Annotated in this window: 19 protein-coding genes, 1 tRNA gene and 1 riboswitch; of the genes, 9 read left to right on the plus strand and 11 right to left on the minus strand. The window is 64.3% G+C overall.

Annotated features, from left to right (window positions below):
- Positions 1-53 precede the first annotated feature (53 nt).
- A complete protein-coding gene (locus tag D1604_RS02855; protein WP_119412102.1) occupies positions 54-1109 on the minus strand; it encodes a COX15/CtaA family protein in 1056 nt (351 codons plus the stop codon).
- A gap of 138 nt (positions 1110-1247) precedes the next feature.
- Here D1604_RS02855 and D1604_RS02860 point away from each other — a divergent pair, with 138 nt between their 5' ends.
- Both D1604_RS02860 and D1604_RS02865 read left to right on the plus strand, forming a co-directional pair.
- Positions 1248-1499 (plus strand): hypothetical protein, encoded by a 252-nt coding sequence (locus D1604_RS02860; protein WP_025977221.1) that lies wholly within the window; start codon positions 1248-1250, stop codon positions 1497-1499.
- A complete protein-coding gene (locus D1604_RS02865; RefSeq protein WP_119412103.1) occupies positions 1499-1693 on the plus strand; it encodes a DUF2842 domain-containing protein in 195 nt (64 codons plus the stop codon). The genes D1604_RS02860 and D1604_RS02865 overlap by 1 nt, the downstream gene beginning before the upstream one ends.
- Before the next feature lie 46 nt (positions 1694-1739).
- Here D1604_RS02865 and D1604_RS02870 read toward each other — a convergent pair whose 3' ends face one another.
- The 7 genes from D1604_RS02870 to D1604_RS02900 form a co-directional block, all read right to left on the minus strand.
- Positions 1740-3689, minus strand: a complete 1950-nt coding sequence (locus D1604_RS02870) for a TonB-dependent receptor plug domain-containing protein (RefSeq protein WP_119412104.1) — start codon at positions 3687-3689, stop codon at positions 1740-1742.
- A 132-nt stretch (positions 3690-3821) separates the two neighbouring features.
- Positions 3822-4032, minus strand: a riboswitch (cobalamin riboswitch).
- 129 nt (positions 4033-4161) lie between these two features.
- The gene (locus D1604_RS02875) at positions 4162-5433 is read right to left on the minus strand and encodes a dicarboxylate/amino acid:cation symporter (RefSeq protein WP_119412105.1); all 1272 of its coding nucleotides are present in this window, start codon (positions 5431-5433) and stop codon (positions 4162-4164) included.
- Positions 5434-5576: 143 nt separating this feature from the next.
- Positions 5577-6398 carry an MBL fold metallo-hydrolase gene (locus D1604_RS02880; protein ID WP_119412106.1) on the minus strand — a complete coding sequence of 274 codons (822 nt, stop codon included), beginning with the start codon at positions 6396-6398 and terminating at the stop codon, positions 5577-5579.
- Positions 6395-7180 carry a TatD family hydrolase gene (locus D1604_RS02885; RefSeq protein WP_119412107.1) on the minus strand — a complete coding sequence of 262 codons (786 nt, stop codon included), beginning with the start codon at positions 7178-7180 and terminating at the stop codon, positions 6395-6397. Before D1604_RS02885 ends, D1604_RS02880 begins: the two co-directional genes overlap by 4 nt.
- Positions 7181-7195: 15 nt before the next feature.
- Complete coding sequence (locus D1604_RS02890) at positions 7196-8176, minus strand: DNA polymerase III subunit delta' (protein WP_024352636.1); 981 nt, start codon at positions 8174-8176, stop codon at positions 7196-7198.
- Positions 8173-8799: a dTMP kinase gene (tmk, locus tag D1604_RS02895; RefSeq protein ID WP_119412108.1), complete on the minus strand. Its 627-nt coding sequence runs from the start codon at positions 8797-8799 to the stop codon at positions 8173-8175. The genes D1604_RS02890 and tmk overlap by 4 nt, the downstream gene beginning before the upstream one ends.
- Positions 8800-8839: 40 nt before the next feature.
- Positions 8840-9727: a septal ring lytic transglycosylase RlpA family protein gene (locus D1604_RS02900; protein ID WP_119412109.1), complete on the minus strand. Its 888-nt coding sequence runs from the start codon at positions 9725-9727 to the stop codon at positions 8840-8842.
- 139 nt (positions 9728-9866) lie between these two features.
- On the opposite strand from D1604_RS02900, the gene D1604_RS02905 reads away from it, so the two are divergent.
- Entirely contained in the window at positions 9867-10799 is a 933-nt protein-coding gene (locus D1604_RS02905) for a DMT family transporter (protein ID WP_119412110.1), read from the plus strand.
- A 66-nt stretch (positions 10800-10865) separates the two neighbouring features.
- Positions 10866-10955: transfer RNA gene (locus D1604_RS02910), tRNA-Ser, on the plus strand.
- A 147-nt stretch (positions 10956-11102) separates the two neighbouring features.
- Here the strand turns inward: D1604_RS02910 and D1604_RS02915 are convergent.
- Positions 11103-12689 (minus strand): carboxylesterase/lipase family protein, encoded by a 1587-nt coding sequence (locus D1604_RS02915; RefSeq protein ID WP_119412111.1) that lies wholly within the window; start codon positions 12687-12689, stop codon positions 11103-11105.
- A gap of 394 nt (positions 12690-13083) precedes the next feature.
- On the opposite strand from D1604_RS02915, the gene D1604_RS02920 reads away from it, so the two are divergent.
- The 4 genes from D1604_RS02920 (at position 13084) to D1604_RS02935 (ending at position 20421) form a co-directional block, all read left to right on the plus strand.
- Complete coding sequence (locus tag D1604_RS02920; protein WP_255413931.1) at positions 13084-14487, plus strand: flavin monoamine oxidase family protein; 1404 nt, start codon at positions 13084-13086, stop codon at positions 14485-14487.
- Between the two features lie 67 nt (positions 14488-14554).
- On the plus strand, positions 14555-16867 hold the full coding sequence (locus tag D1604_RS02925) for a TonB-dependent receptor (protein WP_119412113.1): 2313 nt from the start codon (positions 14555-14557) through the stop codon (positions 16865-16867).
- A 225-nt stretch (positions 16868-17092) separates the two neighbouring features.
- Positions 17093-19405, plus strand: coding sequence for a TonB-dependent receptor (locus D1604_RS02930; RefSeq protein WP_158584908.1), 2313 nt, complete (start codon positions 17093-17095; stop codon positions 19403-19405).
- A 92-nt stretch (positions 19406-19497) separates the two neighbouring features.
- Complete coding sequence (locus D1604_RS02935; RefSeq protein ID WP_119412115.1) at positions 19498-20421, plus strand: DUF1838 family protein; 924 nt, start codon at positions 19498-19500, stop codon at positions 20419-20421.
- A 60-nt stretch (positions 20422-20481) separates the two neighbouring features.
- On the opposite strand, the gene D1604_RS02940 is transcribed toward D1604_RS02935, so the two are convergent.
- On the minus strand, positions 20482-20922 hold the full coding sequence (locus D1604_RS02940) for a DUF3598 domain-containing protein (RefSeq protein ID WP_119412116.1): 441 nt from the start codon (positions 20920-20922) through the stop codon (positions 20482-20484).
- 100 nt (positions 20923-21022) lie between these two features.
- On the opposite strand from D1604_RS02940, the gene D1604_RS02945 reads away from it, so the two are divergent.
- Complete coding sequence (locus tag D1604_RS02945; protein ID WP_199683641.1) at positions 21023-21817, plus strand: enoyl-CoA hydratase/isomerase family protein; 795 nt, start codon at positions 21023-21025, stop codon at positions 21815-21817.
- Between the two features lie 4 nt (positions 21818-21821).
- Here the strand turns inward: D1604_RS02945 and D1604_RS02950 are convergent, their stop codons facing one another.
- Positions 21822-23150, minus strand: a complete 1329-nt coding sequence (locus tag D1604_RS02950; RefSeq protein WP_199683643.1) for an amidase — start codon at positions 23148-23150, stop codon at positions 21822-21824.
- Positions 23151-23160 lie beyond the last annotated feature (10 nt).

Raw genomic sequence — 23160 nt, forward strand, 5'->3', positions numbered from 1 at the left:
AGGCCGCCCTCCGATCCGGAAAGGCGGCCTTTTTGTTCAGCCGTGCTGACGGCTCAGCGCAGGCTGGACGCAAACATCCGCGGCCGCGAACGCCGCACCAGCCACAGGTTCACGGTCGCCGCCGCCAGCACCAGCGCCGCCACGGCCTGGTGCAGGACGCCCAGCGTCACCGGCACGGCGTGGATCAGGGTCATGACGCCCAGCCCCGCCTGGAACCACAGCGCGCCCGCAAAGACGACCGCGGCGACGCCCAGCCCGCCGTCCAGACGCCCGCGCAGGGCCTGGACCGCATAGAAGGTGCCGGCGAACAGCAGCACATAGGCGCCCATCCGATGGTTCAGTTGCACCAGTCCCTGATCATGCAGGAAGGCCAGCGCTCCCTGCCCCCATGCGATCGGCGGGAAGAAGGCTCCGTTCATCAGCGGCCAGTCCGTGTAGATCAGGCCCGCCTTGGCGCCCGCCACCAGACCGCCCAGCAGGCACTGGATGAAGACACCGCCCAGCAGCAGTCCCGCGCCCCAGGTCCAAGCCCGCGACGGGCGGTTGGCGTCCACGCCGGCCCATGCTTCCAGCCCCGTCCAGATCAGACCGGCGAAAATCAGGAAGGCCAGGCCCAGATGGGTCGCCAGCCGCTCCGGCGCCACATCGACGCGCTCGGCCAGACCGCTGGACACCATCCACCAACCGATCAGCCCCTGCAGGCCGCCCAGAGCCAGCAGCACGGCGCAGCGGCCGATCAGGCGGCGCGGGATCACCCGGAACGCAAGGAAGGCGATGAAGGGCAAGGCGAAGACGGCGCCGATCAGACGCCCCAGCAGCCGGTGCGCCCACTCCCACCAGAAAATGTACTGGAACTGCGCCATGCTCATGCCGGCGTTGACTTCCGTGTACTGGGGGATGGCCTTGTACTTGTCGAACGCCTCGACCCAGTCAGCGTGGTTCATCGGCGGCAGGGCGCCCATGATGGGCTTCCATTCCGTGATCGACAGACCCGATCCGGTCAGGCGCGTCGCCCCCCCGACCACGATCATGGCGAACACCAAGGTCGCGCAGAAAAACAGCCACAGCGCCACAGCGCGGCTGCGATCCAAATCCCCAATACGCTTCATTCGACGCCTGCCGTTCGCCCCGATATGCTGGCCGCCTCTTCACAGGCGGCGGAACCGAGGGATATGCCCCTCCCGCGTGGCAAGATCGAGTCGCTTTCTTCGCCAAAGCGTCGCACAGCAGTCAGGGAGCGCCGGTCGGTGCAATATATCGAGATCGCCATCGCCATCATCGGCGCCGTGGCCCTGGCGTGGATCGCCGACCTTCTAACGGGACGCCGAGGCATCGGGGCCGTCATCCTGGTCGCCCTGGTCAGCGCGGCGTGCGGCGCCTTTCTGGCCATTCGCGTCTTTGCGGTCGCCGCACTGACGGACTGGGAATGGCTGTTGTGGTCGCTGGTGACCACGGTCATCGGCCTGGCGGCCTTCTTCCTGTTCAGGAACAAGCGCTGATGGCGCCCCGCGCACGCCGGTTCGTCGCCACCGTGGCGGTGGTGTTCTTCCTGATCTTCTGGATCTGGGGGGCCGTGACTGTGCACGACCTGCTGCCCAAGGCCTGGTGGATCGATCTGATCTTCTTCACCGTGGCTGGGATCGGCTGGGGCGTGCCGCTTATTCCCCTGCTGCGCTGGGCCGAACGGGAATAGAGGTTCGGCCGGACCGCCCCGATGTCAGGGCGGCCCGGCCTTCTTATCAGAAGCGGACGCGCACGCCGCCGAAGACGCCGCGACCGGCCGTGCCGTAGCCCAGCACGGTCTGATATTCCTCGTCGAAGGCGTTCTCGATCCGGCCATAAACTTCCAGATTGTCGTCGATCGGATAGGAAGCCCGCAGGTCGACCAGAGTGAAGGCGTCGACCTTCACCGCGTTCTCCAGGTCATTGAACGACTCGCCGACGTAGCGAACGGACAGGCCCGTCTTCAGGCCAAAAGCCCAGTCGTAGTCCGCCGCCAGATTGCCCATGTGCTCAGGGCGGCGACGCAGGCGCTTGCCTTCGTTTTCGCCGACGGCGTTCTTGGCGTCCGTCCAGGTGTAGTTGGCGTTCAGGTGCAGGCGCTCGGTCACGTCGAAGCGGCCGATCAGCTCGACGCCCTTGGCCTCGGCCTTCTGGATGTTCTGATAGTAGCCGCCGTAGGGCTGGCTGCAGATCGGGTGAAGGTCCCCAGGCAGGCAGTTGGCGTAGTCGATCTCATTGTCGCTATCGCGCTGGAAGTAGGTCGCCGAGACGACAGCGCGGTCGAACAGTCGCTGTTCGACGCCGATCTCCCAGCTGTCGACCTCTTCCGGCTGCAGATCCAGGTTGCCGTATTCGCTGTAGAGCTCGTACAGGCCCGGCGCGCGGAAGCCCTGTCCCCAGCTGGCGCGCAGCACGGTCGCGCCGTCGTTCAGCGACCAGGCCGCCGCAACCTGCCCCAGCAGATTGTCGCCATACTGAGCGTGATCGTCATAACGCAGCCCGCCGGTCAGGGTCAGGCCGTCCAGCACGGTCCACTGAACCTGACCATAAACGCTGTTCAGCTCAGCCTCGCCGCGCCCGTAGTCGGCGTTGGGATTCCAGTCGCCCAGCGAGCGGGACTTCATTTCCGACTTTTCGTGCTCGACGCCGAAGGTCGCGTTCAGCGTCTCGGTGACGGCGAAGGCGCCCTGATATTCCCAGCGCCGGTTCTGACCTTCGGCGTCGAAGGTCAGGGTCTGGATTTTATTGTCGGGGTTGAAGTTGCGGCGATCCGTATCGGTGTGGGCATAGCCGATGCGGTTGCGGAAACGGCCATCCAACAGGTCGAAGTTCAGACCGGCGTAGGCGACCAGTTCCTGGGTCTTGCCGTAATCGCGGCTGTCGCCGTTCCAGGCGTCCAGATCCGCGCGTCCGCTGGACCATACCGAGCGCAGATCCACAGAGACGGCGTCGGTGATCTTCAGATTCAACCGACCTGACAGGCCGGTGTTGTCATAGCCGTCGTCCTCGGTCCCCGTGGCGTAGGCCGAATAGCCGTCGGTCGAATAACGGCTGGCCGCCAGGCGCCAGCTCAGGCGCTCATTGGCGCCGCCGACGCCGCCGCGGAAATAGGTCGTTCCGCGCGCGCCGGCCTCGGCGTCCAGGCTGCCCTGGAAGGCTTCCGTCGGCTCGGTCGTGACGATGTTCACCACGCCGCCGATGGCCTGGCTGCCCCACAGGGTCGACTGGGCGCCGCGCAGGACCTCGATACGCGCGGCGTCGCCAACCAGCAGGTTGCCGAAGTCGAAGCCGCCCTGGGTCGAGGACGGATCGTTCAGCTTGACCCCGTCGATCAGCACGACGGTGTGATGGCCTTCGGCGCCGCGAATACGCAGGCTGGTCACGGTGCCCGGCCCGCCGTTGCGGCTGTAATTGACGCTGGGCGTCTGCGCCAGAAGCTCGGCCACGGCCGTCGTCTGGCGCGCTTCGATGGCGGCCCGCGTCAGGACGGTGACGGAAGCTCCGACCCGCTCGATCGGCTGAGCTGAACGGTTGGCGGTGACGACCACGTCCTCGACGGCGGTCGCGCCGGCGCGGCCCGCCACGTCAGGGGCGGCCGCCTGTTGATCAGCGCCTTCCGCTGCATAGGAAGGGGCGGCGGCCAGAAGGCTGGCGGCGGCCAGGGCGGCGAATGCGGTCCGGTTCAATCCGGTTCTCCATATGACGACGCCGCGCCCGACCGACCGCGCTCTGACGAGCAAAGGCGGCCGCTGACGCGGCTGGTTTCAAGACTGTCGTCACACGAGTTGCCTCGACCGCCCGGCACATCCCGACCGCGCGGAGAACGACGGCGACAGGCAGGTCTCCTGGCTCGCGGATCAAGGCCGGTGCGCGTCGCCTTCCCAGTGGTCGATCAGGTCGAAACCCTTCGAGCCGCCAGTGGCGTTTGACGCGCGGGCTAGCCGCTTACAGTTGCGGGAACAGCCGGAGTTTCACACTCCATTCCCTTTTAACCCCCCGTTCGGAGGGACCTGACGCGGTCGCCGCAGTAAGGCCGCTTGCCGCTGAGGTCAACCTGGCCGCCATTGCGGCAAAGCAGAGCGAAGAGGCGGCGCCCAGGAAAAAGGGGCGCGGAGATGATCTCTCCACGCCCCTGATCCTTGTTGAACTGAACCGACGTCAGACGGCGGCGGTTTGCGCCTGTCCGTCCGGACTGTCCGCTTCGGGAATGTCGTCCAGTTCGCCTTCCCACTTGGCGACCACGGCGGCGGCGACGGAGTTGCCGACGACGTTGGTGGCCGAGCGCCCCATGTCCAGCAGGTGATCGACGCCCAGCACGATGGCGATCCACGCCTCGGGCAGGCCGAAGTAGGTCAGGGTGGCCATGATCACCACCAGCGAAGCGCGTGGAATGCCGGCAATGCCCTTTGACGTCACCATCAGCAGCAGCAGCATGAAGATCTGCTGCGACACGCTCAGATGCACGCCGTGGGCCTGCATGATGAACATGGTGCCGAAGGTGCAGTAGAGCATCGACCCGTCCAGATTGAACGAATAACCCAGCGGCAGGACGAAGCTGACGATGCGACGGCGCACGCCCACCTTGGGCAGGGCCTCAAGGATACGGGGATAGGCCGCTTCCGAACTGGCGGTCGAGAAGGCCAGCAGGGTCGGGGTGCGGATGGCCCGGAACAGCGGGACGACCCGCTTGCCCAGCACCACGGCGCCCGCCACGAACAGCAGGCCCCACAGCGTCGCCATTGACCCGTAGAAGCCCAGCACGAACTTGGCGTAGGTGCCCAGCATCTCCAGCCCCTGCGTGGCGATGGTCGAAGCCAGGGCGGCGAAGATAGCGAAGGGCGCCAGCTTCATCACGAACTCGGTCACCTTCAGCATGATGCTGGCGGCCTGTTCGACCAAGTGCAGCACCGCCGGCGCCTTGTCGTCCAGGGCCGCGACCGCCGTGCCGACGAAGACCGAGAAGACCACGATCTGCAGGATCTCGTTCCTGGCCATGGCGTCGAAGATCGAGGTCGGCACCAGGTGGGCGATGAAGCCGTGCAGCGAGAAGGCGTCGGTCGAGGCCGCCGGGGCCGTCGCCGCCACCGCTTCCGGCAGGTGCATGTTCGCGCCCGGCTGCAGCAGTTGGACCATCACCAGACCCAGCACCAGCGAGACGATCGAAGCGCCGATGAACCAGGTCATGGTCTTCACGCCGATCCGCCCCACCGAGGCGGCGTCCTCCATATGGGCGATGCCCGCCACCAGGGTCGTGAACACCAACGGCGCGATGATCATCTTGATCAGCCGCAGGAAGACATCCGTCACCACGTTGAGATTAGAGGCCGCGGCCGAAGCCTGATCCCCCGTCAGAAAATGATTCAGGCCCCAGCCTGTCACAACGCCGAGGACCATCGCCCCGACGATGAGGTAAGCGAACATACGTTTCATACAGTCGTCCAGGTTCGCGGCGCAGAAACCCCCAACGCCGCCGTTACACCAATGGAGGGCCCCACCGCCCGCATCTCAGCCGCAGCGAATAGCCGATAAAACCTCTATGGCACATCACATATTTTTGCATGGACAGGCCTGCGTCACACCGCAGCCTGAGCCTCGTCCAGCAAAAGTCGGTCACGCCAACCGTCATAAGCGACATCGACATTGGCCGGAAGCTCTCGCTTCAATCGCTGATAGTCCAGATCGATATGCAGATTAGTTAGCACGGCCTGCTTCACGCCCGTCTGCGCGATCCAGTCCAGCGCCTTGTCGACATGGGCGTGGGTCGGATGAGGCGTGTAACGAAGGGCGTCCAATATCCACAGGTCAGCCCCGCGCACTGCTTCCAGCGCCTCGTCATCAAGGTCGGACACGTCGCTGGAATAGACCACCCCGCCGATCCTGTAACCGACAGATCGAATCGGACCGTGCGCCTGGTCGAAGGTGACGACAGGCAGATCCCCTCCCGGCCCCGGCACGCTCCAGCGACAGCCGTGCGGCGGAAGCGGACGCGCCTCAACGATGGCCGGATAGCCGTGCTGGCTCTCGAAGATGTAGTCGAATCGTCGTGTCAGGGCCGCATGGGTCGGCTCATCCATCCAGGCCGGAATGCGTCCCCGCGCATGGGCGGCGAAGACCCGCAGATCGTCGATGCCGTGGGTCTGGTCCGCATGGTCGTGGGTATAGAGGACCCCGTCGATGCCCCGGACATCCGCCATCAGCATCTGCTGGCGGAAGTCAGGCGAGGTGTCGACGACCACGCTGGTCACGCCATCGGGACCATGAAGACGGGCCAGCATGGAACAGCGGGTGCGCCGGTTGCGCGGCTCGGCCGGATTGCAGTCTCCCCAGTCGCCGTCGCCGCGGGGCACCCCGCCCGACGAACCGCACCCCAGGATAACGATCTCCAGTTCTCTCATTCGGCGGGCCGGGGGATACGGTCGAACAGGTTGAAGAAGGCGTCGGTCGTCAGGCGATCCGCCTGTTCCGGCGTCCATCCTCGAATCTCGGCCAGCTTGGCCAGCACCAGGCCGACATAGGCCGGCTCGTTGCGGCGGCCCCGATGCGGGATCGGCGCCAGATAGGGGCAGTCCGTCTCGACGATGATACGGTCTTCGGGCATCCGGCGGATCACCGCCCTCACCTCTTCGGCCGCCTTGAAGGTGGCGATGCCGGAAACAGAGAACCAACCGTCCAATTCCATCGCTAGTTCAGCCAGTTCCATGCCGCTGGTGTAGCAGTGCATGAGGAATTTGAACGGCGCCCGCCCATGTTCTTCGCGCAGGATGTCGGCCATAACCTCATCCGCCTCACGGGTGTGGATGACCAGCGGCAGCCCGGTACGGCGCGCCGCCTCGATATGCTGTCGGAATACCGCCGCCTGCACGTCGCGAGGGCTGAGGTCGTAATGGAAGTCCAGTCCGCACTCCCCGATGCCGATGACGCGCGGACGCTGCGCCAGCTCGACCAGACAATCGGCCGTCAGGTCGGCGTAGTCCTTGGCCTCGTGGGGATGCACCCCGACCGTGCACCAGATGTCGGCGTTGTTCATCGCCAGCGCGTGGGTCGCGTCAAAGGTCGACAGCTTGTCCGAAATCTCGACCATCAGCCGCACGCCCGCCTCTCTCGCGCGCGCGATCACGGCGTCGCGGTCTTCATCGAACTGGGGCGCGTGAAGATTGACGTGACTGTCGATGATCATTTCAGGTGAACGCCCTCATACCGATGCCTTGACGCGGGCGATGTCGGCCAGGGCCCCGGCCAGCACATCGCCCTTGTCCATATTCAGGCCCGCCGCGCGGTCCGGCAGTTCCGACAGCCGCCCCCACAGCTCAGCCCACAGGGCGCCCTCGCGGCCGCCGGTCTCGACCGCACGCCGCTTCACCGCCGCGATCAGCCGATCCATCAGGGCGTCGAACCGCGCCTGACCTTCGGCGCCGCGAAAGCCGTCAGCCACGGCCAGTTGCTCGGCGCGGTCCACAGCGCCGCCTTCGACCCAACTGCGCGCCAGACGATCCGTTTCGGACATGGCGCCGGACGCCAGATCCAGCGCGGCGCCCGGCGAGCCGCCGGCCATACGCGCCGCCTCATCCGCCTCCGACGGCGACACGCCGGTGCGGCGCTGGACCAGCTCTGCCAGACGATGTTCGGGCCAGACCGGAAAGCTGAGACGGCGACACCGCGAGCGGATGGTCGCCAGCAAACGGCCCGGCGCGTGCGTCACCAGGAACAGAACCCCGCTTTCAGGCGGCTCCTCAAGAATCTTCAACAAGGCATTGGCGGCATTGACGTTCAGGTCGTCGGCAGCGTCGATGATCGCCACCCGATGCCGCGCCTGGGACGGGCTTTTGGCGAAGAACTCCGGCAGGTCGCGGGCCTGTTCGACCGAGATCGACTTCTTCTGCTTGCCGCCCTCGATCAGACGCTCAAGCACCAGCAGATCAGGGTGCGACTGAGCCGAAACCAGACGACTGACGGGATCGTGCGGCGCGGCGCCGAGCGGCCCGCGCGAAGGATCCGGCGCCGCGCCCAGCAGACGCCGCGCGGCGCGGTAGGCGAAGCTGGCCTTGCCCGATCCCTCGACGCCGCACAGAAGCCAGGCGTGGTGCAGACGGCCACGGTCCAGCGCGTCCAGAAAAGCCTCTTCGGCCTTGAGGTCGGCGATCAGATCGAACCGGTCGCGCGGATGCTCGCTCAAAGCAGCCGCGCCTCCACCACCGTCCAGAGGCGTTCGGACACCTCATCGACCTCGCCCGTCGCGTCGATGACGACACAGCGGTCGGGGTGGCGCTCAGCCACTTCCAGAAAGCCTTCGCGGAGCTTCTGATGGAAGGTTATGCCCTTGGATTCAAAGCGCGTCTCGAACAGCCCGCGACCAAAGGCGCGTTCCAGGCCCACATCCACCGGCAGGTCGAACACCAGGGTCAGGTCCGGTTGATCGCCGTCGACCACCGCAGCGTCCAGCGCCTCGATCAGGCTCTCGGGCGCGCCGCCGCCTGCGCCCTGATAGACGCGGCTCGAATCGGCGAAGCGGTCGCACACCACCCAATGTCCTGCTTCCAGCGCGGGGCGGATCGTGCGCTCCAGATGGTCGGACCGGGCGGCGTACATCAGCAGGGTCTCGGTGCGTGCGGACCAGCGGTCCGCCTCGCCCGACACGGCGATATTGCGGATTTCCTCAGCCCCCGGCGAGCCTCCCGGCTCCCGCGTCTGGACCACGTCCAGCCCAGCGGCGCGCAGCCGCTCGACCAACAGGCGCGCCTGTGTGGTCTTGCCAGCGCCTTCGCCGCCTTCGAACGTGATGAATCTGCCTCGCTGCACCCGCGCACAATGGCGACCCGCGCGACGGACGCAAGACCCGTCAGCCGCCTATCAACAGGGCGTCGCTGAAACCGCGCGCAATCACGGCCTGACGCGCGCGTTCAGCAGCCGTCGCATCGGGCCAGGGACCGACGACGACACGAAACAGGGTCCGGCCGTCCCGGTCGAGGTTCTGGATAGAGGCGCGGTCGCCGAGGCGGCGGGCCACCCGGTCTGCGCCGCGCCGATCCGAATAGGCCCCGGCCTGCACCCAATAGGCGGCGGCAGGAGCAGCGTAAGACGGAACAGGCTGAGGCGCAGGCGCCTGAGCCGACGCGGGTGGCGGCGCCGTCGCGACTTCATAATAAGGACGCGCTCCCGCCTCTCGGCTCGGCGCGGCGTCGTTGCGGGCAGGCGCCGCTTCTGCGCGCTGCATCGGCGTCCCGCCGCCCTGACGCGGGGCCCGGCCGACATAGCGGACCCGCACCTCGCCCACCCCCTGATTCAGCAGGCCCAACTCCTCAGCCGCGCCGCGCGACAGGTCGATGATCCGCCCGTCGACGAAGGGGCCGCGATCATTGACGCGCAGGATGACCCGACGCCCGTTCGCCCGGTTGGTGACCTCGACCAGACTGGGCAGCGGCAGGGTCTTGTGAGCCGCCGTCAGGCCGTTCATGTCGAAACGCTCGCCCGTCGAGGTCGAGCGGCCGTGGTGATAGGAGCCGTACCATGACGCCTGTCCCACCTCGTCATAGTTGGGCTGCTCCTTCGGGTGATACCAGCGGCCACGGACCTGGTAGGGCCGCATGGTCCCGGAAACGATCGGCGCGGGGTCGGTCACCACCGGCGGCTTCAGCGGCGCCTCGCGCCCTCCGCCCAGGCTGGCGCACGCCGCCAGGGTCGAAAAGGCGGCGGCGACCACCGCCGCTCTCAGGATCCGGGCCCACATGGTTTCGACGCACTCCGACCGACTGACAGGCCCTCCTTATGCGCCCGAACGGTTTCCGGTTTGGTTAACGTCGCGTTTGCGCCTATGAGCGCGGCTGAACGTCGCGCGTCTTCTTCCCTCCCCCTCCCCGAAGCAGATTTTGGCCCCATCGCTGTATCAGACCCGTTCCGGGGTCTTCATTCTCGCCACCCTGTGCTGCGCCCTATGGGGCAGCGCCTTCCCTGCGGTGAAGGGCGGCTACGCCCTGCTGCACATCGCCCAGGACGACATCGCCAGTCAGTTGGTTTTCGCCGGGTGGAGGTTCGCCCTGGCGGGACTGATCCTGCTGTTCGTCGCCGCCGCGCTGAAGAAGCCGGTGCTGAGGCTTGAGCGACGCCAGACGGCGCAGGTGGCCCTGCTGGGCCTGACGCAGACTGCGATCCAATACGTCTTCTTCTATATCGGCCTGGCGCATGCGACCGGCGTGAAGTCGTCGATCATGAACTCCACCAGCGTCTTCTTCAGCGTGGTCCTGGCTCACTATCTGTATGCCGACGACCGCCTCAACGGACGAAAGGCGCTCGGCTGCCTGATCGGTTTTCTGGGCGTCGTCGTCGTCAATCTGGGCGGGTCAGGCCTTGGGTTCGACTTCAGCTTGCTGGGCGAAGGTTTCATCGTCATCGCCGCCTTTGTTCTGGCGGCGGCCTCCATCTACGGCAAGCGCGTCTCGCGCCAGTTGGATCCGATGGTCATGACAGGCTGGCAGTTGTTCATCGGCGGCGCCGTACTGACCGGAGCCGGGTGGGCTGCGGGCGGCCATCTGGAGACGCTGAACGCCGCCTCGGGCGCGCTGTTGCTCTATCTGGCTCTGTTGTCATCGATCGCCTTCGCTGTCTGGAGCATACTGCTGAAACACCATCCAGTCGGCCTGATTGCGGCCTTCAACTTCCTGATTCCCGTCTTCGGCGTGACTCTGTCCGCCGCCTTCCTGGGCGAGTCGATGTTCAAATGGAGCTATCTGATCGCCCTGATCCTGGTCTGCGGCGGCATCTGGCTGGTCACCCGCTCCACACGCGCGGCGACCTCGGCCTGACCCGCGCTTTCTGCTTGGATCACGGACAGCTTTACGGCTATGCACGCGAGCGCGCCGAGTCGCGCTGGACAGGTGGCCGAGTGGTTTAAGGCAGCGGTCTTGAAAACCGCCGTAGGTGGAAGCCTACCGTGGGTTCGAATCCCACCCTGTCCGCCATCCGAGCCGATGCCGCCTTTCGAAGAATGAGGCCTACAGCCCTGAAGCCGCCTCGCTTTAGGCCGCCAGCTACATTCTCAAGCGCCCGGAACGAGAAGACTCACGTTTCCTCGTCCAGTCAGAGCTTACGCTGAAGCCGCGCCAAAGCTAATCATCGTTCGTCGTGACAATCGCCTCATATCTTTCCAGATGATAACGAATCTGGGGATCGGACCGATAAGATTGAACGGATCGAGTTTGATCAATGATCAACACGCTTTCATCATCTAGCCGGTAAGCTGGCCAGTCCGTCGAACCATTCCTGTTTGGATCGCCATTCTTTGCAAAGTTCGTCCAGTACTCGCCAAGGAGGTTGGAGATCGCGATATCGTCAGCGTCGCCCTGCCCCTCGCTGAACTGGCTGCCGAACACAAGAGGAACCTCATCGCCATGATTGGCGCCCGGCTGGCGACCCCGACGTTCGCTGGAAAGAAACGCGTAGCGATAGACATAGGCCGCCCGCCCCTGCCGGGCTGTCTCGGCGGCCAGGAATTGAGCGGGCGCGTGGAAAGCCGTGTCAGAGAACCACTTCTGCGCCAATTCCCGATCATCCAGCGAACCATAGACCGCACGCGCCTCGCTCGGGTCCTGCCCATGCAGGACGCTATCGAGCGGTAGCGGAAAGCGCGCCGCGACGCCCTCCTCCCAGCTCGTCGAGCCGATCATAAGGGCCGCCGGCTGATTGCGACCTTCGCGAAAGATGCGGCCGGGATTATCCGGCAAAACTCGACCGTCGATGACCGGGATCATGGCGTTCGCCATCTCAGTCTCTGTATAGACGAGAACATCCTGCCAGGGCAGCGCCCTCAGGCCATCCGCTTCTTTATCCGCCGGAAGGCCCAGGACCCGCGCCATCGCTCCCCCATCAGCTTCCAAAGACATAGCGGCCGGTGTTGAGCGAGAGAGATAGCGGGGATAGTCAATGCTGACATTGCCGCTCTGAGCGATGGCCTTGTGAAATTTTCCAGCAGACAGCGGCGACGCCATCAAGGCCGTCACTGCAACCGAGCCGGAAGACTGACCGAATATGGTGACATTATCCGGATCACCCCCGAAGGTCGCGATGTTGGCCTGAACCCAATCCAGGGCCGCCATCATGTCCATCAATCCATAGTTAGCCAAAGGCTCATCGGATTGAGCCGCGGTAAGCGAAGGATGAGCAAAGAGCCCCAGGCGATCCAGACGGTAGTTGATGGTCACGACAACAACGCCGCGTCGCGCCAGCGCGGAGCCATCGTAAAGAGCGCCTGAACCGAAACGTGCATTACCGCCGTGGATCCAAACCATCACCGGCGCCTTGGTCTGTGCATCCAGTTGCGGGCTGTAGACCGCCAGACTGAGGCAGTCTTCGTCCATGCCGAACGCCGCGACCCTATTTCCCCTCGCAACCGACTGCGGACACGCGGGGCCGTGCCGCGAAGCATCGCGAACGCCGTCCCAGGGATGAGCCGGCGCAGGCGGACGCCAGCGCCCCTCGCCTGCCGTCGACGCAGCGAAAGGGATTCCGCGAAAAATCGTGACGCCGTCCGCCATGACGCCTCGCAAAACGCCGCTGGACGTCGTCACCTCCGGCGCGCGCGGCGCGACCTCAGCGTGAACACTGTTCGTCGCCAAGAATATCGCCAAGGCCGCTAGGCCGCTCGAAACCCCGACTCGCGTCAACATACAGACACCCCCGAACAAACCACCCTCCATTCACCGCCAGAAAACGAGAAAAACCTGCAAAGCTATTACTTTCAAGACGATTAGATTTTAAGCTCCATGAACATTTTCAATGACCAATACTTTATAACAGTATAAATATTTTGTCTCGCAGACAAACTGGAAAATTATCTTACATCCATCGAGCGTCAACTACACTGATCTTCAATTGTGATTTTTGTCAACTTCCCTTATGCAATTTGTCTGGACAAAGTTTATTCGGGATGACCAAATGACACATCAATGAGTCATTTGGGGGAAAACGCCTCATGAGTGTCTTCAGCCGTGGGTGGGTTTTCGCTGATCGCGCCCAACGAAATGGCGGCATCGGATGGCACCAAGCGAACGACCTTCCTGGAGGGCGCTCGTTCGTCCCGGAGGCGGCGGAATGACGCTGTCGCGTCGCCTCTTTCTTGCAGCAGGCAGCGCCAGCGTCGGCGCAGCTTCGATAAGGCCAGCAAAGGCGCGAAGCGAGCCGGTTCTGGACGCTGTCGTTATCGGAGCGGGTTTGAGCGGCTTGGCGGCCGCCAGAACCCTGGAATCCGCAGGGGCCCGCGTCGCAGTTCTGGAAGGCGCCTCCCGGGTCGGCGGCCGCCTGTTCACCCTTGATGATTTGCCCGGTCGGCCGGATGCCGGCGGCATCCAGATCGGCAGCAACTATCATCGCCTGATCGGTTTCGCCCGCGAACTGGGCGTAGAACTGGTCCCTGGCGGAGAATTTGATCGAGCTGCGCTCTATCACGTGCGGGGCGAAACGGTGACCGCGGAGCATTGGCCGAATTCGCCAGCCAACCTTCTGGAGGGCGCTGAACGCAACCTTCCCCCGATCGCGCTCAGCGGCCTGTACGCCCGGCGCCTTCCCGGCCTGTCCAGTGTGGACTCTTGGCGAGGTGAAGAAGGCAGACAACTTGATATCGCCTATGATGCAGCTTTGAGAGCGGCGGGCGCCAGCGAGGAAGCTGTGCGCTTAATCGCAGCCAATCTCGATCGACACGGCATGGGCGCCTACTCAGCTCTGAATGGAGCCCGCTCAGCGACCTTCTATGCGTCAGCAGGCCCCCAGGCCTCGCTCAGCGTGGTCAGCGGCGGCTCTCAGCGCCTGCCTGAGGCCATGGCCGCCGCCATGACGGCTGAACCACGACTGGGCCAGCGCGTGACCGGCATCGAAGAGACTGCACGCGGCGTCAAAATCCACATCGACGGAGGCGCCCCGCTCATCGCCAGGCAGGCCATCTGCACCATCCCCTTCGCCGCGCTTCGCGAAATCAGCGTGGAAGGCCCCTCGTTTCCGGCGATGCGAGACGTCATCGCCACCCTCCCCTACAGCCAGGCCAGCTTCGCCTATCTGTCGGCCAGCGAGCCGTTCTGGAACCACGACGGTCTGCCCCGGATGATCTGGAGCGACGATCCGATGATCGGTCGCGTATTCGTCCTTGGCGATTCCCCCGCCATGCTCAAGGTATGGCTAAGCGGCGCGGACGCTCTTGCGGTGGACCGCATGCCGTCTGCGGACGCCGGGGCGGCCATCATCGCCCGATTGGAAGCTGTTCGCCCTTCGGCGCAAGGCAAGCTGAAGCTGGAACGTCTTTTCAGCTGGAGAAAAGAACCCCTGGCGCGCGGCGTCTATCACCATATCGGCGCCGGTCAGGCCGACATGCTGGCGCGTGCGGTCGTCGCTGAAGGTCAGCGTCTGCATTTCGCCGGTGAGCACATGGCCCGTTCGGCCACCGGCATGGAAGGGGCGCTGGAATCCGGCGCCCGCGCCGCAGAGACAGTACTCGCCCAACTGTAAACGCCAATGAGTTGGGAGGCTCTTGGCGCTGTCGAACAGAAAACCAAATACAAAGGAGGAGGAACCCATGAAGTACAAGGCCGCGCTGAGCATATCCGCCGCTGCATTCGCACTTCTTCCTATGACCGCCGCGGCTCAGACAAGCCAGACGGCGTCGCAGGACATCAACACTCAATTCGAAGTCGACGAGGTTGTCGTCACCGCGCGCAAGCAGGCTGAACGACTGTCGGACATTCCACTGGCGATCGCCGCCTTCGATGCGAACCGGATTCAGAATGAAGGCATTCAAGACCTCAACGATGTCGCTCGCCTTACGCCCGGCCTGAATTTCACGTCGGTGATCGGCGAGTTCGTGCCTACGCCCATCGTGCGAGGCGTGGCTCAGACGGACCTGTTCGGTTCCGACCCGAACGTCGCCATATTCATCGACGGCGTTTACACAGGCGCCCGCGAAGCCCTGAACTTCGCTCAGGCGGACATCGAGCGTATTGAAGTCGTCAAGGGACCGCAAAGCGCGCTCTATGGTCGCAACGCCTTCTCGGGCGCCATCAACATCATCTCCAAAAGACCGTCTGACAGCTATTCAGGTCGGGCGGAGCTCACATACGGCACGCATGGTCGCCTGGCGGTCGTCGGCTCTGTATCGGCGCCGCTGATCAAAGACGTCCTGGCGGTCAAACTGACCGCGTCTCATAGCGAATACGAGGGCAGCCACCGCAACGTGACCGGCGGCCCCACGCTGGGCGGTTACGCCTATCGCACTTTTCAGGGGACCACGCGCTTCACGCCGAACGCCGCAACCGAGATCATCGCCGGCCTCTACTATTCCGATGACAAGATCAGCCCCCCGGCGGTGTCCGGACTTAAGCCGAACTGCGAACCCTCAAGGGGCGTAAATCAGGCCTGGTGCGGCGTGCTGCCGACCCTGGACAAGAACGAGTTGAGTTCGCACCCCGACGCCTATGGTCAAACGCGCGAGACTCTCCATGCATTCCTGGATGCGCGCGTCGATCTGGGCGATTGGCAACTTGGCTGGATTACGGGATACAACGATGTCGAGCTTAGCGCCCTGACAGATGCGGGCCGCGGCATCCAGCCCGTGTATATGTATCGCACGCCGACCGGCGCGATCCGCACCTTTGAGACTGACATACTGCGCGAGGAAGGCACGCCTACCTTCCGCGAATTCAGCCAGGAAATTCGTCTGACCTCGCCCCAGCACGCCGCCGTGCGCGGCAGCATCGGCGCCTACTATTTTTCCGGCACGCAGGTCCGTCCGAACTTTGATGGCGTAATCACCGAACCCCTGCCTGCGGACTTTGCCGCCACCTTCCCGGTTCCAGGTCCCTGGGGCACCTTCTTCGACGGCGTCCACTTCGATAAGACCGTCGAGCGTGAGGTCAAAAACCTGTCGGCTTTCGGCTATCTGGAAGGCGATGTCACAGACAAGCTGACGCTGCGAGGCGAACTGCGGTACGGATACGAACGGCAACACACGACCCGGCCCGCATCGAACATCGGCCAGCCCAGCGCGGCCATAGACAAAACGCTGAGCTTCCGCACCTGGACGCCGCGCGTCAGCCTTCAATACAAGCCCAACCGCGACCTGCTTCTCTACACTTCGGCCGCACGTGGCGCGAAGCCCGGCGGCTTCGACCTGAACGCGCCAACCGAGCAATACGACCCTGAATACAATTGGACCTATGAGGTCGGCGCCAAGGCCAGCCTGCTGAACGCGCGCGTTGTTCTGGACCTCAACGCCTTCTTCATCGACTGGACGCAGATTCAGATTCCGGTTCTGGATCAGACCCAGGCGCCGCCGATCGCCGTGACCCGCAACCTCGGCGACGCAGAGTCAAAGGGCTTTGAAGCCCAGATCAATCTGCGCCCGACGCAAGAACTCAGCGCCAGCCTGGGCGTCTCCTATACCGACGCCACCTACAGCCACGCCATGAACGCCGGCTACGCCAATTTCCCGTCGTTCGGGCCCGACGGCGATGTCAGCGGTCAACGACTGCAGGCCGCTCCCAAGTGGCAACTCACTGGGTCGCTGGGTTACCGCCGGCCTGTGCTGAATGACTACACGGGCTTTTTCCACATCGACGCATCTTATCGGGCCGAGTCCTTTATGGACGCCACCAATCTGACAGTCATTCCCAGCCGCTCTCTGGTCAACGGCCGGTTCGGCATGGAAAACGAGCGCTTCCGCTTCGAGGCCTTCGTTGAAAACCTCTTTGATGACCGGCGGCCTACCTTCGCCTTCCGCGATGTGTTCCTGAATAACTACGTCGACGGCGCTTCGGTGGTCTTCCCCCCGCGCATCACGGTCTCCCACCCCAGAGGGCGTGAACTCGGCATCCGCACATCCATGCGTTTCTGAGAAATGGCGGCGCAACTTGCGACACCCCGGTTGCGCCGCCTCCTTCTCCAACGAGCCTCGTCATTTTCCTCATTCCAATTTTGGGATCGCCGCAACGCAAGTTTCCACTTGGCTATGCGTCAAAAATGATCGAACGTGTCAGCATAAGGCCTATTGGTATATCAATTAAAATGGCCGAAAATTAAGGGGAGATAGATGCTTCATTACCGGAATAAGTGCTTTCTGATGCTTTCGGCGGCCGCAGGCGTCCTGACGTTCGGCATGCCTGCTGCGGCTCAGGAGTCCGAACCATCCCGTCCGACCCAAAGCGGCGTCACTGCAGTAAGCGACATCCTGGTCACGGCCCGACGGCGAGAGGAATCTCTGCAAGACACCCCTCTGGCCATCGCGGCGGTTACGTCGGAAGAGCTGAAATCGGCTCGGGTCGAACGTCTGGCGGATCTGGCCAAGATCGCCCCTGGTCTCAGCTTCACTCCCCTGTTCGGCGCCCAGAACCAGCTTCCCATCATTCGCGGCGCGGCCCAGACCTATGGTCAATTGAACGTGGGCGTGTTCCTGGACGGGGTCTATCTGAGCGGCAAGGCCGGCGTCGATATCGAGATGGCCGACCTGGAACGCATCGAGGTCGTGCGTGGTCCCCAATCGGCCCTCTATGGCCAGAACACCTTCGCCGGCGCCATCAACTACATCAGCGCCCGGCCGTCGGCCGAGCTCAAGGGACATGTCGAAGGCACGGTCGGCGACAACGGACTGCGCAAGCTGACCGCGGGCGTCAGCGGCCCAATCACCGACACCCTGCGGTTCAGCGCCGGCGCCTACGGCCGTGAATTCGACGGCTGGTACGTCAGCGCCATCGATGGCGGCAAGGTGGATTACAGCCAGACCTATGGCGGAATGCTGACCCTGGATTACGCGCCGACGGATCGTTTCTCAGCCATCCTGCGCCTGACGGCCAGCGATGAGGACTCCGGTCAACCTGCATCCGAAGTCCAGCGCACAAACGCCTATCCCGGCGCGGTGGCCGGGGGTCCGGCCGGCACCATCCGCAACCAGTTGTATGAAGGCGAGATTCAGCCGCTGGGCCGGCGCATCAACGTCAATACCAAGCGGACCACTTTCGAGGTCGGCGACTATGGCACCCGCCAGGACACTTTCCGCGCCAGCCTGGATCTGAACTACGATTTCGACGGCGTCTCGCTGAAGTCGATCACCGCCTACGCCAAGCGCAACGCCGAGTTCACCTATGATGGCGACAACACCATCTGCGACCGCGCGGGCGGTTGTACGAACTTCGGCTATCCCTTCGCGCCGGGCAGCCTGATTCCGGTGGGCACGTCCGGCTTCGCCACCTCTTCAGCTGAAGAGACCTATACCGACTTCAGCCAGGAGTTGCGCCTGTCATCCAACGGCGACGGTCCGCTGAGCTGGCTGATGGGAGCCTATTATTACGACGGCGACAGCAATGTAATTCAGCGCAGTCTGGCCGCGGCGACGGCTGGCGCTTTCGGCTTCCCGAACATCGTCAACACCACCAAGAGCTGGTCGGTGTTCGGCTCGGCCTCCTACGCCTTTACCGACAAGCTGACGGCGACGCTGGAGGCGCGCTATCAGAAGGAAGAACAGACCTATCATCAGGCGCCGACCAGGGCCGGGAGCGACGCTGCGTCCCAGTTCCGCACGGACCTGGAAAAGGACTTCGAGTTCACCACGCCGCGCCTGATCGTCGACTACAAGATTCAGCCCGGCAAAATGATCTACGCCAGCGTGGCGCGCGGCGTGAAGACGGGCGGGTTCAACCCGAACCTCAACATCTTCCCGGACCAGCGCACCTTCGAGCCTGAAACCAGCTGGAACTATGAGGTGGGCGGCAAGTTCGACTGGATGAACCGTCGGCTGCGCACCAATGTCGCCCTGTTCCACACCGACTGGTCGGACCAGCAGGCGGCGTGCCAGAATCCGGCGTCCGCCTTCCCTCCGGGCACGACCTCGACGCAGCGCACCTACACCTGCAACGTCGCCGAGGCGAAGGTGACGGGGCTGGAGATGGACGGGTCCTTCTACCTGAACGACTATCTCTCGATCGTGGGCAGCTATGCCTGGACCCGCGCGCGCTATGAGAAGTTCGCCGACGCCTCGCTGGACGGAACCCTGGCGGCGCTGGGCCTTCCAGCCTGGGATTTCGACGGGCGCCACCTGCCCTATGTGCCGGATCACAAGATCACCCTGTCGCCTCGCTTTGAAATGGCGGCCTGGGGCGACTATCGCTTCGAAGGGCGGCTGGATGTCCAGCACCAAAGCAAGACCTATGTCCGCGCCGACAACATGCAGTATTTCGGCGCCAAGACGACGGTCGATCTGCGCCTGGCCCTCAGGTCCGATGCTCTGAGCTATCAGTTCTTCATCAACAACCTGCTGGACGACGACACGCCGACGGCGGCCGTACGCTTCTATGATTCCACCAATTTTTCGGTGGCGTCGCCCCTGGTCACCGGCGCCGACCGACGCATGATGGGCGTCAGCCTGGGTTATCAGTTCTAAGACGCTTCAGCCCCGAGGCCGACAGGCCTCGGGGCTGAAGCCCCTGCGCCGCCGACACCGCCGGCGAACCTCTCTGTTGTTCGGAGTCGACCTTGAAATCCTATCTGAAGACGACCGCCGCCGCCCTGATCGCCGCCTCGACGTGTTTTGGCGCTCAATCCGCTGCTGCGGCCGATCTTGACCTGAGCCAACCGCGCGATGTCCTGGCGGCGATGCGCAAGATCAACTGCTCGACGATCGACGCCAAGCCCCTTGTCTATCACTGGAGCGGGAACGTGTGGTCGCGGGTCGAGGGCGAGCCTGACCGGCTGATCTTCAAGGTCGAGGGGATGAATGTTCGCCATTGCGCCACGGTTCAGGATCCGGTTCGAGGTCAGGGCTTTCGTCTCGTCTCTCGCGAATTGATGCTTTTCCTCGACCCGGTCACCGGCGAAAAGATCGATCGCTGGAAGAACCCGTGGACGGGGGCTGAGGTCGCCGTGGCCCACGTCGCCAACGACCCCGTGAACCAGAGGCCGTTTTTCGAGCGCGACGCTGAAGGCGGACCTCTAGCCTCCCTGTTCCGCATCCAGGGCGAGCGCGTCTTCATGGCGGCGGAAATCCCGCTCTTCTACCCCAACCCCCTGGCGGGCGACTATCAGGACTATGTCGGCAATCAGTATCACGCGATGGAGATTTTCGACTTCGCCGCCGACCGCCGCACCTTGATCAGCAGCCGCACGGACACGGCGAACGCCATCCTGTCGTGGGTGCGTATCGCCCCGTGGATGCCCTTCATGAAGATGGGCAGCCGTCCGGGCCTGATGGTGTTCAACGCCATGTCGCAGCCCGTCGATGGCATTGAGGCCCTGCCGCCCGTGCTTCGCAACGCTATCGCCGCCGACTATCCGGCCTATGCCGCTCCGCCGCCGCTGGATGACGCCCGGCCCAACGCCACAAGCTGGACCGTGGCCCGCGAAGGCATCGACGCAGAGCGCCGCGCCTCGCCGCCCCCTGCGCGCCAGGCCGGTCACTGATCATGAAAAAGCCCTCGAAGAGCGATCTTCGAGGGCTTTGAGCATCATCAGACCGAGAAATCAGCCGACGCGCTTTTCCTTGATGCAGGTGCGCTTGATCAGTTCGTCGTTCTCGAACCAGTGCCAGGTGCGGGCGCGATCATTGCCGTCGGCGGAAAGCTGGATCATCTCGTAGAGATACGCATTCGGCATATCCTTGCGCTCCCAGCGCAGCATGATGGTCTGAGGGTCGGCTTCCCAGCAGTTGCCGATGATCCGTTCGTTGTCCCACCAGATCTTGCCGTCGCGATAAGTCGACGGGAAATGGATTTCCTCCGTTCGTCCGTCATCCCAAGTGTAGGTGTTGATCTGATAATATTCGGTGGCGCTCGGAAACTGGCACTGAAGGCGCGATTTGTGACGATCGATCACGTTATTATCGGTATCAACGTGAATATAGACGCCTTCCCAGACGCCTTCGTGGCGCGCCAGAAGGGGCATTTCCTTGCGGAGGTCGGCCATGGTGTTTCCCTCGGTATCTCATTGACGCTGTCGAACGCTCAGCGAATGATATAAAGATATACCCAATAAGACTTTTACGACAAGCCAGGAAGGTGATCCCTTGTCCCATTCTTTTGCCGACGGCGCCCTGCTGCTGAGCATCGCCGATGATGTGGCGCTGCTGACGCTCAACCGGCCGGACAAGCGCAACGCGCTGACCCAGGCGATGTGGCGCGCCCTGCCCCGCGCGATCGAGACGGTCGCGAATGATCCTGCGGCCAAGGTGCTGGCCGTCACAGGCGCGGGCGGCGCCTTTGCTGCAGGCGCCGACATCGGCGAGTTCGAAGCCGTCTACGCCACACGCGACAGCGCCGCCGCATACGCCGCCGAAATCGCCGAGGCGATGGAGGCGCTGGCTGATCTGTCCAAGCCGACGATCGCCGCCATTTCCGGTCCCTGCGTCGGCGGAGGTCTGGGCCTGGCCCTGTGCTGCGACATCCGCATGGCGTCGGACAAGGCGAAGCTGGGAATCACGCCCGGCAAGCTGGGTCTGATGTACAGCCTGGGCGACACCCGCCGACTGGTTGAGGCCGTTGGACCATCGACCGCGAAGGACATCCTTTACACCGGCCGTATCCTGTCCGCTCAGGAGGCCCTTAGCCTTCGACTGATCGACTCCGTCTGCTCGCCGGAGGATCTGGACGGCGCCGTCGCCGCCAAGGCGCAAGCCATAGCCTCGGCGTCGCAATGGTCCGCGCGGCGCACCAAGGCCGTTGTCCGGCGGATTCTCGATGGTCAGACCCAGGACGACGATACGACCCGCGCCTGGTTTCTGGACTCGCTGGAGGGCGAAGACTTCCGCGAGGGCCGCGACGCCTTCCTGCAGAAGCGGACGCCGACCTTCCCCTATCGGTAAAGCGTCAACCAGCGAAATCCGGCGGCGTCTCGACCGGCGCCGCCAGTATGTCCGCCAGGTCGAGCGCGTCAGCCTCGCTCCAGGCCATGACCTGAACGGACAGCGGCAGGCCATCCGCCATCCCCGCCGGAAACGCCACCGCTGGCAGGCCCGCGACATTGGCCAGGGCAGTGAAGTCCGCCTGGCTGACCGGAACCGCCGCATCAAAGGGAAACGCCGGCTGAGGCGCTGTGGGCGACAGCAGGCCCGCATAGTCGGACAGCCGCCCCCTCAGGCGATGAGCCGTCGCCTCCAGCTCACGATAGGCCTTGGCCAGGCGCGGCGCCGACTGACGCGCGCCCCAGGCCAGACCGCCCGCGAACTCCTTTGAAAACCCTTCAGGACGTTCAACCAGAGCCTGCTCGTGGACGACGTGGCCCTCGACTTCGGAGATCAACAGCCCCAGCCGACGCACGGCGCCGAAGTCATAGTCATCCAGACGGATCGTCTCGATCGCCAGTCCCAGGTCGCGGGCCAGCTGGACACGATCCGCAAAGGCGGAAATCACCTGCGGCTCCACCTCGACCTGGCCCGCGAAATCCAGAACGGCCCAGGGCGCGCCGCTCGGCGCCGCCCCAGCCTGCCCCTGCATCATCGCCTCGAAAACAAGGCGGCAGTCCAGCGCAGAGCGAGCATGGGGACCGACATTGTCCAGCGTCCACGACAGCGCCATGAGCCCCTCGGTCGAGACCCGCCCCCGGCCCGGCTTCAGCCCGAAAATTCCGCAGTAGCCAGAGGGGATGCGGACGCTGCCCATAGTGTCTGTGCCCAGCGCCGCCGCACAAAGACCCGCCGCCGCCGCCGCGCCCGAACCGCCTGACGAGCCCCCGGGCGTGAAATCGAACCGATGCGGATTATGACAACGGCCGAAAGCCGGATTGTCGGTCGTGGCGCCCAGAGCCCCCTCATGCATGTTCAACACGCCCAGGATCACGGCCCCGGCGGCCTTCAACCGCGACACGCAGACGGCGTCACGCTCCGAGACCTGATCGCGATAGGCCTCGACGCCTGCGTGCAAAGGCAGGCCGACGGCCGCGATATTGGCCTTGATGCCGATCGGAACGCCGTCGATGGGCGACAGGGGGCGCCCCGCCGCCCAGCGCTTGCCGCTGGCCAGGGCCGCCGCCCGCGCGCCTGCTTCATCCACAGCCAGAAAGGCGTTGAGGCGCGGGTTCAGCCGCTCGATCCGGCTCAGATAGACCTCGACCGCCTCCGACGGCGTGACGGCGCGCTCTCGGAACAGCGCCGCCAGGCCGGCGACGCCCGCCTCGACCACCGGATTGGAAAAGGCCACGGGGGGCGCT

The organism is Brevundimonas sp. LPMIX5 (assembly GCF_003576505.1).
Lineage (GTDB): Bacteria > Pseudomonadota > Alphaproteobacteria > Caulobacterales > Caulobacteraceae > Brevundimonas > Brevundimonas naejangsanensis.

What these genes read in the sequence shown, in the direction of transcription:
- D1604_RS02940 (WP_119412116.1), bottom strand. Translation starts at nt 20,922, where the DNA reads ATGGCCGACCTCCGCAAGGAAATGCCCCTTCTGGCGCGCCACGAAGGC.
- D1604_RS02855 (WP_119412102.1), bottom strand. Translation starts at nt 1,109, where the DNA reads ATGAAGCGTATTGGGGATTTGGATCGCAGCCGCGCTGTGGCGCTGTGG.
- D1604_RS02865 (WP_119412103.1), top strand. Translation starts at nt 1,499, where the DNA reads ATGGCGCCCCGCGCACGCCGGTTCGTCGCCACCGTGGCGGTGGTGTTC.
- D1604_RS02900 (WP_119412109.1), bottom strand. Translation starts at nt 9,727, where the DNA reads ATGTGGGCCCGGATCCTGAGAGCGGCGGTGGTCGCCGCCGCCTTTTCG.
- D1604_RS02930 (WP_158584908.1), top strand. Translation starts at nt 17,093, where the DNA reads ATGCTTTCGGCGGCCGCAGGCGTCCTGACGTTCGGCATGCCTGCTGCG.
- D1604_RS02920 (WP_255413931.1), top strand. Translation starts at nt 13,084, where the DNA reads ATGACGCTGTCGCGTCGCCTCTTTCTTGCAGCAGGCAGCGCCAGCGTC.
- D1604_RS02875 (WP_119412105.1), bottom strand. Translation starts at nt 5,433, where the DNA reads ATGAAACGTATGTTCGCTTACCTCATCGTCGGGGCGATGGTCCTCGGC.
- D1604_RS02885 (WP_119412107.1), bottom strand. Translation starts at nt 7,180, where the DNA reads ATGATCATCGACAGTCACGTCAATCTTCACGCGCCCCAGTTCGATGAA.
- D1604_RS02880 (WP_119412106.1), bottom strand. Translation starts at nt 6,398, where the DNA reads ATGAGAGAACTGGAGATCGTTATCCTGGGGTGCGGTTCGTCGGGCGGG.
- D1604_RS02925 (WP_119412113.1), top strand. Translation starts at nt 14,555, where the DNA reads ATGAAGTACAAGGCCGCGCTGAGCATATCCGCCGCTGCATTCGCACTT.
- D1604_RS02915 (WP_119412111.1), bottom strand. Translation starts at nt 12,689, where the DNA reads ATGGAGGGTGGTTTGTTCGGGGGTGTCTGTATGTTGACGCGAGTCGGG.